Here is a 14,075-nt window from a genome sequence, read left to right on the forward strand (position 1 = left end):
AAGCCCGAAACCTACACAGCCGAAAGCCAACCGAGCTGAACAAGCTCTTCACTGCCGCGAGTCACATAGGTCCCACGGCCCGGAGGTTGTGGCGACGGACGCACAGAACCCATCAACACACCCTCGTCTCGGCTGCAGCTCATGATCAAGGCGGCAGAATTGAGTTCCTTCATACGGTTGAGGGTGGCCTCGTACATGGCGCGGCCCGCCCCGCCGGAGCGGCGGGCGATGATCAGGTGGAAACCGAGGTCGCGGGCGTGGGCCAGGTGGTCGACGAGGGCGTGCAGGGGGTTGCCCGCGGAGGTGGCGACCAGGTCGTAGTCGTCGACGATGACATACAGTTCGGGGCCGCTCCACCAGGAGCGGTCCCTGAGCTGCTGCGGGGTGACATCGGGGCCGGGCATGCGCTGGGTGACATAGGCTGCCAGGTCGGCCATATTCTGAGTGAATTGTGGTGCGGTGGAACCGTATCCGGCCTGATATCCCTGCGGAATGATGCCGAGCATGGTGCGGCGGTAGTCGCCCATGATGATGCGCGCCTGATCGGGCGTATTGGCCGCGCAGATGTGCTGCACGAGGGCGCGCAGCAGCGTGGTCTTACCGCATTCCGAGTCACCGACGATCAGGAAGTGCGGGCTGGCGTTGAAGTCCGCGTACACGGGGGCCAGCTCGGATTCATTGATGCCGATCGGGAAGCGCAGGCACTTCTCCGCCGGATCCGTTGCGGCGGGCCAATTGTCGGCCATCCGGAGCAACGCATCGACGGGCAGCCGGTCCGGCAGCATGCGCACTCGTGGCGCGGGGCGGCCGGGCGTGTGCTGGGCGATCGTCGCAACCGCTTCCGCCACACCGGTTCCCAGCGTCACCGGATCGGCGACGCCGTCGATGCGCGGCAGCGCGGTGAGCATATGCAGGCAGTCGGGCGTCATACCGCGACCCGGACGCCCCATGGGTACCAGGGCAGCGAATTTGCGGCCGAGGTCGGAGTCCATCGGATCGCCCAGCCGCAATTCGATGCGGGTGCCGATCTGATCCTTCAGGGCGGGACGGGCCTCGGGCCAGCGCGCCAGGGTGATCACCACGTGCACGCCGTAGGAAAGTCCTTGCCCCGCCAGATTCATGACGGTTTGCTCGAGCGCCTCGAACTCCTGCCGGAAGGTGCCGTAGCCGTCGATGACGAGGAAGACATCGCCGAAGGGATCGGAGTGCGCACCGGTCGCGGCGGGGCTCGCCGACGGATCCATGGCGCGAACGCGCCGGAACTCGGTCATGGATTCGATGCCGAGCTGCCGGAAGCTGGCCTCGCGCTGTCGCACTATGGTCACCATCTCCGCGATGGTGCGGCGCACCTTGTCCGCATCGAGGCGGCTGGCCACCGCACCCACATGCGGCAGCCCTTCGAGCCCGATCAGGGTGCCGCCACCGAAGTCCAAACAGTAGAACTGCACCTGTTCGGCGGTGTGCGTCAACGACATCGCCATCACCAGTGAGCGAATCGCCGTGGACTTCCCCGATTGCGGGCCGCCGACCACCGCCACGTGGCCGCGTGAACCGGACAGGTCCATCACCATGGGATCGCGGCGCTGATCGTAGGGCCGGTCCACAATGCCGATGGGTGCCCGCAGCGTCGCCACCTCGCTGTAGTCGCCGGTCAGCAGCGAGCGCGGAATAAGCTGATCCAGGGTCGGCGGCTCATCGAGCGGCGGCAGCCAGATCTCGTGCGCGGCGCGGCCCTGCCCGCGCACCCGGGAGACCAGCATCTGCAGATTGGAGATCTGTTCGGCATCCGGCGCGGGCTCATCGATCACCGGTTCGGGCGGAGCCGGAATATGGTCGATGGCACGGAAATCGACGTGGGTGGCGGTGAACGGGCGCGCGGTGGTGTCCACCGCTGTGGACGGTCCGCCGACGGTGGACTCACGGTGCGAACCGACGCCCGCATACGGCCCGGACACATACGCCGATTGGAAGCGCACAATCTCCCCGGAGTCGGACTTCAGGTAACCGCCCCCGGGATTATTGGGCAGGTTGTAAGCGTCCGGCACCCCCAGGACCTGTCGGGATTCATTGGCGGAGAAGGTCTTCAAACCGATCCGATAGGACAGGTGACTCTCCAGCCCCTTGAGCCGCCCCTCCTCCAGCCGCTGCGAGGCCAACAGCAGATGCACGTGCAGGGACCGGCCCAATCGACCGATCATGGTGAAGAGCTCCGCGAAATCCGGGTGCTGTGAGAGCAGTTCGGAGAATTCGTCGAGTACCACGAACAGCGCGGGCATGGGATCGAGATCCGCCCCGGCGGCCCGCGCCTTCTCATATTCGGACACATTGGCGAAATTGCCCGCGGCACGCAATACTTCCTGCCGACGATTCATTTCACCGGCCAGCGCATCGCGCATACGGTCGACCAGATCGGCCTCCTCCTCCAGATTGGTAATGATGGCCGCGACGTGTGCGACCCCCTCCAATCCGAGGAATGTCGCGCCGCCCTTGAAGTCGACCAGCACAAAATTCAACTGATCTGGTGAATGGGTAGCAATCAGCGAAAGTACCAGCGTGCGAAGAAATTCCGATTTGCCCGATCCGGTCGCGCCAATGCACAAACCATGCGGCCCCATTCCAGCTTCGGCCGCCTCTTTGATATCGAGCACCACCGGCAACCCGTCGGCCCCCACACCGAATGGCACCCGCAGTCGTTCCCGCCCATAGCGAGGCTTCCATGCCTGCTCCGGATTGAAGCCGCCGATATCGCCGAGTCCCAGCAGTTGCGCCCACGACGAGATGACCTCGCCCTCTTCACCCGCCTGTTCACCACCGCGCTGGACCACGGGCCGATAGGGGGCCAGCCGCCGCGCCGCCCGCTCCGCTTCCCTGGCGGTAATCCGGTCGATCAGCGCGAAGCGCTCCATGGTTCCGGCCGCCCCGCGACCGGAGCACTCACCGTTCTCCACCACCATCTGGATGCCACGCGAGGCGGCCAGGCGGGGCGCGTAATTGCACAGGTCGATCACGGTGACACCCTCGAAACCGGTCTCCCGCAAGGGATCCTCTTCGGCTTCCAGCAGCCCCCCGTCGACCACGATCACCAGCTGCACCAGATTCGGATCCGGCGGCTGATTGCGCGAGTATCGAACTCGGTTGTGCAGCAGGGGATACAGACTCGCGTGCGCCTGGCGAATCGACCCGTACACCATCCGTTCCGCGCCCACGCCGTCGCGCGCCTCCGGGTGCTGGGTATGCGGCAGCCACTTCACCCACTCCCATTCACGGGCGGTATCGGGACCACAGACGACGGCGACCAGCACCTGGTCCGGTCCCTGGAACATGGCCAGCTGCAATAACATCGAGCGCGTCATATCGCGGGCCTCGGCACGGTCGCCGCCCAACTGCACACTGGCGAAACCCTTGACGGCAATGGCGGTCGGCAGATCCGGCACGGTGGAGTGGGTACGCACGAAGCGTCGCAACGAGACCGCGGCAATGGGCTCCAATTCCTCCACCGGCCCGGTCTCCGGCGCGACCAGTCGGGTCGCCAGCCGCTGACTGCCCAGGCCGATACGGGCATGGCAGAAATCCTTATCCCCCGCCCGGCGCTCCCACATGCGGGTGGTGCCGGCCAACATCCAGATCAGGCCCGGCTCGGGATGGCTCCACTGGACCGCGGCGCGCTGCTGGGCGGCGGTTTCGCCGACATCCTTGCGCACCTGGTCCAGGTAGCGCAGGTAGTCCTTGCGATCCTCGTCCGCCTCGGCCGACTTCTGGCCCTTGCCACCCTGACCGGCGTACATGCCGACCATGGAGACCACCATCATCATCGGGAACATCAGGGCCATCGGATTGGACGCGATACCGCTGCCCGAGGTGAACAGCAGGACGACCATGCCGAGCATGCCGACCACCATGACGACCGGCATGAGTTTGGTGAACAAATTGGCCGGTATGTTCCGGGGGATTTCCGGCGGCGATTGCAATGTCACCTCACCACCGGGAGAACGCGGAATCTCCCGGCGCGGGCGGCGCTGAAACCGGACGGTGCTCATTCTTTTCGCCAACCCCCATTAAGGTTGTGACCAGCCTTGGAGTGCGGGCCTCAGTGTACGACCAGCATCCGATATGCCGTACGCTGCGGTCAGCAATTCTGCACATCACGGCGTCGCCGATGAATCGGCGTGTTCGCCGAAAAGAGGGTGAAACCGAAAGTTGGCTCCCGTCGTGACCAATGCGCGAATGGATCAGATCGACGACGCTCGCGGAACCGTCCGCGCGCCCGACCTCGCGCGTGTCACCATCCTGGCCAAACATACCCAGGTCGATATGGCCATTCCGCTCGATGTGCCGGTCGCACTCGTCATTCCCAGCGTTGTCGACATGGTCGCGCAGCACAATCGCACCAATGACTTCGACCATGACGATGAGGACTTCGAACCCCACGAGTGGGTACTCGCCCGCATCGGCGAACCGCCCCTCGCCAACTCGCTCAGCCTCGCCGAACACGGGGTGCGCGACGGTGAGCTGCTCATGTTGGAGAGCGCCGAACACACCGCTCCCACACCATTGTTCGACGACATCATGTACAACGTCGCCATTGCCGACGCCGACCACTATCGCGGGTGGACGCCGCGCACCGCGCGCCTGACCGGGTCGATTCTCGCGGTGCTCACCATGGGGATCGGCTGTCTCGGGCTGCTCGCCGCGCCCGATGCGGTACCGGGCTGGGTCAGCGGCGCGGTGGCGCTGTTCGTCGCCGTACTGCTGGTCGCGGCGGGCATGGTACTCAGCCGGATGTACCGCGATATCGATTCGGCGCTGGTGCTCGGCGGCTGCGCGCTACCGGCGGCATTCAGTGCGGGCATGCTCTTCGTGCCCGATCACTACGGCTGGCCGAATCTGCTGCTCGGCGCGGCGCTGACCGGTGCCACCGCCATCCTGGCCTGGCGGGTATCGGGCGTCGGCCCCGGACTGTTCATCGGCGTCACCACGGTGGCCGCCTATGCGGTGCCGGCGACGCTGATCGGACTGCTCACCGACCTCCCGATGCGGGCTATCGGCGCGGGCGTGGCCGGACTCGGTCTGGTCGGCCTGTCCCTCGCCCCGCGGTTGTCCATGCTGCTGGCCAAGCTGCCGCTGCCCCCGGTACCGGCCCCCGGCACGCCGATCGACCCGACCGAGGACGACCCCGACGACCATCGCGCGCTCCCATCCCTCGACGCGCTCCGCGCCAAATCGGAGCGGGCGCGAAAGTACCTGGCCGGACTGGTGGCCGCGACCGCCCTCGTCACCGCCGCCGGTGCGCTCACGGCCACCGATCCGACCAGCGACAGCAGCTACTGGCCCGGTCTGGCGCTGGCACTGGTGTGCGCGGCCGTGCTCATGTTCCGCAGCCGCACCTACGCGGGCGCGGAGCAGGCGGTCATACTCCTCGTCGGCGGCGCGGCCATTGTGCTGTCATTGCTGGTGGGCGCGGCATTCACCCGGCACCAGCCACTCGCCGTCTTCGGTGCCGCCGTACTCATTCTGGTGATCGCCCTGGTGCTCGGGATGATCGTTCCCAACCATCAGGCCACCCCGCCCATGCGACGCGCGATGGAACTGCTGGAGTACGCGTTCGTCGCGGCGGTGATCCCGCTGGTGTTCTGGGTGACCGCGCTCTTCGCACTCGTTCGCGGCCTCTGATTCGAGTTTCGATATGCCTCGCAATGCCTTTCGAACCCTCCGCCTGGTGGCGGCGACTTCGGTGATGGCATTGAGTGTTTCGCTCGGCACCGGAACCGCATACGCCGAACGGCCGCCCGTCGTGGATCCCGGCCTGCTGCCCGCCGGTGGCCCCGCGGCACCGCCCACCGAAACCGAACATCCCGCTAACGCACCGTGTATCAGCACCCAGACCGGCGGTGACGGCCCGACCATTCCACCGGCGCAGCGTTCCCTCGATCTGGAGCACGCGTGGCAGTTCTCCCGGGGCGCAGGACAATTGGTTGCGGTTATCGACACCGGTGTGGCCCACCACCCACGGCTGCCCGGGCTCATCCCCGACGGCGACTATGTGGCGGCCGGTGGTGACGGCACCGAGGATTGCGATGCGCACGGCACCCTGGTCGCCGGGCTCATTGCCGCCAGCCGGGTGAACGGTCAGGGTTTCGCCGGGGTGGCACCGGAGGCGCGGATCATGACCATCCGCCAGACCAGCTCCCAGTACCAGGCCAAGGGCGCGGGCCACGATAAGGGCCCCGACGATATGCCCGACGGCTACGGCAAGATCTCCGCCCTGGCCTCGGCCGTCCGCCGGGCCGCCGACGCCGGAGCCCGCGTCATCAATATTTCCCTGGTGGCCTGCCCCACCACCAGACCCGAGAGCCGTGAATTCGGAATGCTCGGTGCGGCAGTGCAGTACGCGGCCACGGTGAAGGATGCCGTGATCGTCGCCTCGGCGGGCAATACCGATTCCTGTCAGGCGAGCAATCCCGGTCTGGACCCGCTGCACCCCAACCGCGACCTCTGGGACAACGTCGTCTCCTACGTGGCCCCGGCGCTCTGGGACGACTACGTACTGTCCGTCGGCTCCGTCGATTCCTTCGGCCGGCCTTCGGAATTCACTGTCCCCGGCCCCTGGGTCGGGGTGGCCGCACCGGGCGAGAACATCATCTCGCTCGACCCACGTGACTCGGGCCTGACCACCGCGAAGTTCACCAAACAGGGACAGCGGGTCCCCTACAGCGGCACCAGCTTCGCCGCCCCCTACGTCGCCGGAGTAGCAGCACTCGTCCGCGCCCGCTTCCCGGAACTGAGCGCCCAGGACGTCATCGAACGTATCGAGGCCACCGCCCATGCCCCGGCCGAGGGCTGGAACCCCTACATCGGCTACGGCGCGGTCGATCCCGTCGCCGCCCTGACCGCCGAGGTCCCGAACCTGTTGCCCCCGAAGAGCCCCAGCGCCGCCGTGAGCGAGCAACTGCCCATTCCCACTCCCCCGCCGCCACCCGACCACACCGCCCGCAATGTGGCGCTCATCGGCACCGGGGTGATCGGCCTGCTGCTGGCGCTGGGTTGGCTGGCGTCATTCCCGCTGCGCCGCAAGCTGGGCATGCGCGACGATCACTGAGGCCGGGCGTACACGGACCGCGAAACCACCCCGCGACCCCGCACCGCACCCCATCACCCCGCCCCGTCACAACACCACCCCGCCACTCCACACACCACCCCGTCATCCCCGCGTGACGACACCACGAAGGGGACCAGCGCTCAGTTCTGGCTCCGCACCGGCTCTTTCGCCGGATTCGGGTCCGGGGCGACACCGTCGTGGGCGACCATGGCCGCTTCCCGGCTCAGGGCCGGTCCGGGTGCGAGCAGGCCGATGATCGGCCAGGGCGCGGGTTCGGGCTGCACCCGCTCCGCGTCCATACCGAGGGCCTTCGCTGCCTCCAAGCTCGAAATGCCGTAGCGCACACCGAAATCGGAGATGTAGAAGAGACTGTCACGGCGCTGGCTATCGGGCTCGATACCGGTGGCCTGGACGTAGGCGCCCGCGCCGGGCTTCATATAGAAGTAGTCCTCATTCGGGCCGGAGCCGTCGGCCTGGGCCGAGGGCACCAGGCGGGCATTGTTCGGGATCGGAACGGTGTGGCCGGTGAGGACGGTCAGTTCGGCCCGCATACTGCCGTCGGATTTATCCTTGGCGACCGGAATCGGTTGCCAGGACAGGCAATCCACGGGCTGGTCCTTGCCGTCGACAATAGTCGGGGCGGTCGCGGGATATTTCGACACCGGCAGGGCCGAGGAGACCGGGGCGGCGGTGCGGTCGGCCTGGGCGATAACCGTCTCGGTGGAAGTCGACCGGTAGGTGTTGCGAATAATGTCGGCGGTCAGCTGCGAAACGGGTTGCAGGCCGTCGGCCAGCACCACGTAGTACTTATCGTCGGTGCGCACCTGCACCACATCGCCGATGCGGTGATCTCCCAGCGGATAGCCGGGCACGCCACCCACGTCCGCGATGGGTGGCGGCACGATCGGCAGCACCTCGGGGATGGCATTGAGCAGGCCCGCGCTGATCGGGCGCGGGATCAGGCCGCGAATCTCGAGGGCATCTGCCACCGCACGATCGTCGGTATCCACGCGGGCGCGCTGATTGTCGTAGACCAGGAAGGTGGCATCGCGGCCCTGGACGAGCAGCGCTTCGCCGGACCCCAACGCGGAGGCTTTCTCTCCCAATTCCGGAGCACCGGCGAGGACCGACGTGGTGAGTTCGCGGCTGCCGTCATTGGACAGCGCATCGCAGACCGTCCAGGTGCGACCACGACCGCTGTCGTCGAAGTTCAGTGAGGCGGGTGCGCCCGGAATACCGATGAGCTGGCCGCGCGGTTTCTTGGCCAGCTCGGTTTCCTTCACCGTGGCCGGTTTCGCGGCCTCCCCCGCCGCCAGTCTCGCCGACGCCAGATTCAGCGCCGGATGCACCGTGCCGTCGATGACCACGTAGACGGCTCCGGTGTCCTTGCCGATGAGGATTTTGCTGCCGCCCATTTTGTCCTGCGGACGCAAGAGAGCTAATACTCCGCAACCAGCCAGGATCACCAGCGCGAGGACCAGTCCGACCGTAAACGCGCGCGTCTGTGAGCGCATCGGGTCGTGCAGCATTCGCACATCCCGGCGCACCAGAGCGTGTTCCATACGGCGGACCAGGAAGCGGTAACCGCTCACCTGCCAACGCGTAGTGGGTTTTGAAGGCATGAAAACTCCCCCGACCAGTCATCGAGTTCGTGCGAAACAGTACAGTTCCCGTGAAAGCCGATTCCTATCGCACCTGGTTATACCTGCACACTCGGCCACGCTATCTCGATCACCTCGGGGCGGCGGGCCCACTTTCGGTAGTTGGGGATGACGATGGCCGCATTCGGCGGGGCCGCAGCGCGCCCGCTCTTCGGATGGATCACGCTGCCGAGCCTGGTGGCCGCACAGCTGGTGGGCGCACTGCTCGGACTTGCCGCATGGGCGGCCGACGCGCCGGGGTGGGCAGCGCTGACGATCGGCGTGGTGACCGGGTTGCTACTACTCACCGCATTAGGCAAACGTCCAGTTTCGTCTTGGATCGGGACCTGGTGGCGGTATCGCCGCAATCGCGACTACGGCCTCGGCGATACCCTCGACTTTCCCGCCGCCGACGGCCGCACCATCGGCCTGTACCGCGACGGCAGCCGCGTGGTCGCGGTGGTGGAGGCGCTGCCGCCCAAGGGCGGACTGACCCGGCTCTCCTCCGATACCGTGCGGGCCTCGCATCTGCTGCCGCTGTCGGAACTCGCGCACTGCCTCGAACAGCACGACATACTGCTGGCCGGAATCGACATCATCTCGCACGGATACCGCAGCCGCTCCGGCACACCCGCCGGAGCCAGCTACGAGAAACTACTGGGACCGCTGCCCGCGACGGCGCACCGCACGGTGTGGTTGGCCATCGCGTTCGACGCGCGGCGCTGCCCGGATGCGGTGGCGCGCCGCGGCGGCGGACTCGACGGAGCGTGCCGGGTGGTGACCATCGCTACCGAGCGCATTGTGCGCACCCTCGACGATGCCGACTGTGCGGCGCGCATTCTCACCACACCGGAGACCCGGCAGGCGGCGGCACAGATCACCGGCGGAATCGATCCACGCGAACTGACCCAGCGGTGGGGCGGCGTCGAGGTCGGCAATGGCGTGAATATCGGTGCGGCGGTGGATCCGAAGCGGCTCGGCTCCGAGGTACTGGCGCGACTGTGGGTGCCACCGACGCGTGGCACCACGGTGGCGGTACGACTGCGACCCGGGCGATCGGCGGAGACGGTGCGGGTCGGTGCCGCCTGGCGGCTCACCATGCGGGAGCTGCCGCAGGAGCCATTACAGCGGCGGATGATCTCCATGAACGGCCGCCACCGCGATGGCCTGCTCGCGCAGCTGCCGCTGGCCACACCCGTCGTCGATGCCACGGTGCCAACCGACGAATTCCCCATCGAAGCCATCGGCGCACTGCAATTGCCGTCCGCGGGCTGCGGGCAGCTCCTCGGCTCCGATGCCGATGGTAGCGGTGTGGCGGTTCGCCTTGTCGGCCAGGGCATTTCGAGCGTGTACGTGGCCGGGGAGCTGTGGTTGGCGCAGCAGCTGGTCTTCCGTGCGCTGGCCGTCGGCGAACGCGTACTCATTCGCACCGATCGCCCGCACGCCTGGGAGCACCTCGCCACCACCATCGGCAATCCGGAGCGCCTCACCATTGCCGCCGAAACCCACCAGTCCGACGCCGATTTCACGGCCACCGTCGTCGACGGCGTACTGGCGCCCGCACCGCACGCGGGCATCACCACCCTCTACCTGACCGGCGATCCACTCGGCTGGCCCGGCTCCCGCCCCGACCTGTCCATTCGGCAACCCGGCGCTTCCGGCAACCGAATCACGCTGCGCACCGGCACCACCCGGGTGGAACTCACGCTGGTCACCATCCCCAGCGAGGCCACCTATATCGGCCGCCCGCGCGGGGCGCACGCGCTGACGCGTCAGCCGGGATAGGGATCAGCGGCCCGGGCCGCCCGCAATGTGCGTCCCCACCAAGCCAATTGACGCAACAACCGGTCGGCGGCATCGACGGCCGCACCGTCCTGTGTCTCCCCCGCGGTATCGAATTTCCGCTTGGCCTCGTGAAAGCTGACGGTCTCGCGCACCGAGACCATATGAATCTCCGCCACCACCTGCCGCAACTGCTCGACGGCGCGCAACCCACCCGACAGTCCGCCGTAGCTGACGAATCCGATTGGCTTGCCCCGCCATTCCCGCTTCGCGGTATCGAGTGCGGTCTTCAACGAGGCCGGGTACCCATGGTTGTACTCCGACGTTATCGCCACGAAAGCGTCCGCCGCCGCCACCCGCTCCCGATAGGCCGCCACCACCGCGGTCTCGGTCAGATCCACCGGCAAGGGCGTATCGGCGAGATCGATAACCCCGATATCGAACCGCGCATCCGCCCCCGCCACCCGCAGGAACCACTCCGCCACCACCGGCGCGAACCGCCCCGGTCGCGTACTGGCCACCATCACCTCGAGCCGCAGCGGATCATCCATGGCGCGAGCCTAACCCAGCGGTCAGCGGTATCAGCGGCGGTCGGCGGTGCTGGTGGCGTACGCGGCCAGGCCCTGGGCGGGGAGAATTCGGGGGGTGAAATTCAGGGCGTGGCGGGCGCGTTCGGGGTCGGCCACCAGGTGACGGACGTCGGTGAGGCGGTATTGGCCGGTGACTATGGGCTCCGGACCGGCGAGGGCCTTGGACATGATGGAGGCGACCTCCCAGACGGTGATGGGGCGTCCGGAGGCGATATTGAGCGGGACGAATCCGGGTAGGGCCCGCTCGACGGCAGCCACCGTCGCGGCGGCGATATCGCGGACGTGTACGAAATCGCGCACCTGTCCACCGTCTTCGAGAATGTGCGGCGCGCGACCGGCCAGCAGTTCGGCTCGAAACTTGGCCGCCACACCGGATTCCGCCGTACGCACGGCACCGCCCGCCGGATCGCCGTACACGTGGTGATACCGCAGCACGGTCGCCGACCCTCCCGCATTGGCCGCCCACGCCATCGCGTAGTTCTCCTGCGCCGCTTTGCTTGCCGCATACGCGCTTCGAGGCCGGAGCGGGGCGTCCTCCCCGATCGGCTCCCAGGTCAATACCTCCCCGGTGCGGGGCGCCCGATGGTCGAACATCGCCCGATCCAGATCCCGGCGCCGCCGCATCACCGGAAAGAACACCCCACCACGCACGCCGCGATACCGACCCTCGCCGTAAACCACCACCGACGAGGCCAGCACCAATCGCCGCACCCGGGCCCGCTCCATGGCCGCCAGCAGTAGCGCTGTCCCGACATCGTTGTGCGCCACGAAGACCGGTGCGCTCTGCATCCCCGGCGCGGACACTCCGGCCCATTCCGACCGGGTTACCCGCACCCCTGCGACCGGACGCTCCGTCCCGCCCTCCCCCCGGCCGCAACCACCCGCACCGTGGCTCTCGTCGCGACGCTCAGCACCGGGTCGCCCCGATACCTCGGCCGAATCCTGCTCTCCGGCAACTCCTTCACAATGATGCGCGACCCCGTGGGGCGCCGGTCCGACAGGTGACACATTCCGCCCACCCGATCGACTCGCCCCCTCCTGACCGTCCGCTCGGCGGACAATCGGCTGCGATTCGGGATCGGTGGTGTCCTGGGCCGCCCGATCTTCCGCTCCCGCGCCTTGCCCGTCCGACCGCAGCGCACCTTCCTGCTCGACCACCTTCTCATCGCGCCTGCCGAGTTCCGCAAGCCCGGGCGCGGGCACGGCCGCGGCGAGATGGCAGACCACGTCGACACCGCGCAGCAACTGTTCGAGCGCACCCGCGTCACGAATATCGACGACCGAAACCCCCTGCGGCGGTGACGCATCCGCCCCATGCACCGGCTCCGCCATAAGGTCGATCGCGATCACCTCATGCCCGGCCGCCCGCAGTGCCCGATGCACATGGGCCCCGATATACCCGGCCGCACCGGTCAACAACACCCGCGACCGCTCGGCCCGCACTCCACCCGCGCTCATAGCGTCCAGCCTAAGCGTCCGCGTCCGGGTGAACAGGGGACGAATGATGAGCAGCGCTCCGGCAAGCCGCCCCGCGTCGGGTCCAGAACTCCATCGCGGGATGACGTGTTTCGCCGCCGCCGACAGCAACAGCCCGGCTCGACCAATAAGTCAGACGGCCCCTAACGAATCGTGCAGCGCGCTACGGCAGTTCGAACGGCAGTGTCACACCGGTACCGGAGTGCACCCGGCAGCGGTCGCAGGTGTCGTCACCGTCGACGGCGGCCACGGCACCACGGACGAGGGCCTTGAAAGGCACCAGATTTCGCTCGAACTCGGCGAAAACGTTCGCGGCGCTCACGCCCTCGCCGGATTCCAGACCGGCATCCAGATCGGTAACGAGAGCAATTGCGCTGTAGCACATTTCGAGTTCACGGGCGAGCACAGCCTCCGGATGGCCCGTCATATTGACCAGTTCCCACCCCTGTCCGGCGAACCAGCGGCTCTCCGCGCGAGTGGAGAAGCGCGGTCCCTGGACCACGACCATGGTGCCGAAATCCTTGAGCGGAAGCTCCGGCACCGCGGCGGAGATGGCGGCGGTGCGCAGTTGCTCGCAGTACGGGTCGGCGAAGGCGACATGCACGCCGCCGGCGTCGAAAAAGGTCTGGTCGCGACCGGAGGTGCGGTCCACCAGCTGATCGGGGACGGCCACGGTGCCCGGGCCCCAATCGGCGCGCAGACTGCCGACCGCGCACGGCCCGAGGATGCGCCGCACACCGAGCGAGCGCAGCGCCCACATATTGGCGCGGTACGGCACGGTGTGCGGGGAATACTCGTGCTTGCGCCCGTGCCGCGGCAGGAACGCCACCGCCCGCCCCGCCACCTCGCCGATGGTGATCGGCGCACTGGGCGCGCCGAACGGGGTCTGCGACTCCACCGTGATCGCGTCGTCGCCGAAGAAGTCGTAGAACCCACTGCCACCGATAATGGCCAGCGTGGCCCGAGGATCCGAACTCATGCCCCGATTCTCGCGTACCCGCGCACGAGCGCCGGTGGCAGGGCACGGGTGGTGAGCCCGGAGGCACCGGTGTACCCTAGGGGGGTATTAATGGGCGAGGGCCGACGCGGCCGGGAACGAGGGCATCGATGGCCGACGACAAGACCACCACGACGGATGCGGCGGAGTCCTGCCACGACCACAGCACCCACGGCTACATCACCGCCAAGGACGACTACCTCAAGCGCCTGCGCCGCATCGAGGGCCAGTCTCGCGGCCTGCAACGCATGGTCGAGGAGGAGAAGTACTGCATCGACATACTCACCCAGGTCTCGGCGATGACCAAGGCCCTCCAGGCCGTCGCCATGGGCCTGCTCGAGGATCACATCAGCCACTGCGTCGTGGACGCCGCCGTCAAGGGCGGCCCCGAGGCCGAGGCCAAGATCAAGGAAGCCACCGACGCCATCGCGCGCCTGGTTCGTTCCTGAACAGCATTCCGGTCGTTACGGCAGGATTCGCATCGAGCCCTGCCG

Annotated in this window: 9 protein-coding genes and 1 pseudogene; 4 read left to right on the forward strand and 6 right to left on the reverse strand. The window is 67.5% G+C overall.

Features of this window, described 5'->3' with window-relative positions:
* Positions 1 to 11: 11 nt before the first annotated feature.
* Positions 12 to 4,037, reverse strand: coding sequence for a type VII secretion protein EccCa (gene eccCa / locus NU1_RS09005; RefSeq protein ID WP_067519316.1), 4,026 nt, complete (start codon positions 4,035 to 4,037; stop codon positions 12 to 14).
* 172 nt (positions 4,038 to 4,209) lie between these two features.
* On the opposite strand from eccCa, the gene eccD reads away from it, so the two are divergent.
* Together eccD and mycP are read left to right on the forward strand one after the other, a co-directional pair.
* Positions 4,210 to 5,670 (forward strand): type VII secretion integral membrane protein EccD, encoded by a 1,461-nt coding sequence (gene eccD / locus NU1_RS09010; RefSeq protein WP_067519317.1) that lies wholly within the window; start codon positions 4,210 to 4,212, stop codon positions 5,668 to 5,670.
* Between the two features lie 13 nt (positions 5,671 to 5,683).
* A complete protein-coding gene (gene mycP / locus NU1_RS09015; protein WP_067519319.1) occupies positions 5,684 to 7,096 on the forward strand; it encodes a type VII secretion-associated serine protease mycosin in 1,413 nt (470 codons plus the stop codon).
* A 140-nt stretch (positions 7,097 to 7,236) separates the two neighbouring features.
* Here the strand turns inward: mycP and eccB are convergent, their stop codons facing one another.
* Positions 7,237 to 8,718, reverse strand: coding sequence for a type VII secretion protein EccB (gene eccB, locus NU1_RS09020; RefSeq protein WP_067519321.1), 1,482 nt, complete (start codon positions 8,716 to 8,718; stop codon positions 7,237 to 7,239).
* 147 nt (positions 8,719 to 8,865) lie between these two features.
* Between eccB and eccE the strand changes: the two genes are divergently transcribed.
* The gene (gene eccE / locus NU1_RS09025) at positions 8,866 to 10,521 is read left to right on the forward strand and encodes a type VII secretion protein EccE (protein ID WP_245720017.1); all 1,656 of its coding nucleotides are present in this window, start codon (positions 8,866 to 8,868) and stop codon (positions 10,519 to 10,521) included.
* On the opposite strand, the gene NU1_RS09030 is transcribed toward eccE, so the two are convergent.
* From NU1_RS09030 to NU1_RS09040, 4 genes and pseudogenes are all read right to left on the reverse strand, one after another.
* Positions 10,509 to 11,069, reverse strand: a complete 561-nt coding sequence (locus NU1_RS09030) for an NADPH-dependent FMN reductase (RefSeq protein ID WP_067519323.1) — start codon at positions 11,067 to 11,069, stop codon at positions 10,509 to 10,511. The two genes, eccE and NU1_RS09030, sit on opposite strands and share 13 nt — an antisense overlap.
* A gap of 30 nt (positions 11,070 to 11,099) precedes the next feature.
* Complete coding sequence (locus tag NU1_RS44460) at positions 11,100 to 11,897, reverse strand: NAD-dependent epimerase/dehydratase family protein (protein WP_157552068.1); 798 nt, start codon at positions 11,895 to 11,897, stop codon at positions 11,100 to 11,102.
* A gap of 405 nt (positions 11,898 to 12,302) precedes the next feature.
* Positions 12,303 to 12,566, reverse strand: a pseudogene (locus NU1_RS44465) (NAD-dependent epimerase/dehydratase family protein); the annotation flags it as partial.
* A 181-nt stretch (positions 12,567 to 12,747) separates the two neighbouring features.
* Positions 12,748 to 13,563, reverse strand: a complete 816-nt coding sequence (locus NU1_RS09040) for an S-methyl-5'-thioadenosine phosphorylase (RefSeq protein WP_067519326.1) — start codon at positions 13,561 to 13,563, stop codon at positions 12,748 to 12,750.
* A 128-nt stretch (positions 13,564 to 13,691) separates the two neighbouring features.
* On the opposite strand from NU1_RS09040, the gene NU1_RS09045 reads away from it, so the two are divergent.
* Positions 13,692 to 14,030, forward strand: a complete 339-nt coding sequence (locus tag NU1_RS09045; protein WP_067519328.1) for a metal-sensitive transcriptional regulator — start codon at positions 13,692 to 13,694, stop codon at positions 14,028 to 14,030.
* Positions 14,031 to 14,075: the final 45 nt, after the last annotated feature.

It is taken from the genome of Nocardia uniformis NBRC 13702 (assembly GCF_001613345.1).
GTDB lineage: Bacteria > Actinomycetota > Actinomycetes > Mycobacteriales > Mycobacteriaceae > Nocardia > Nocardia uniformis.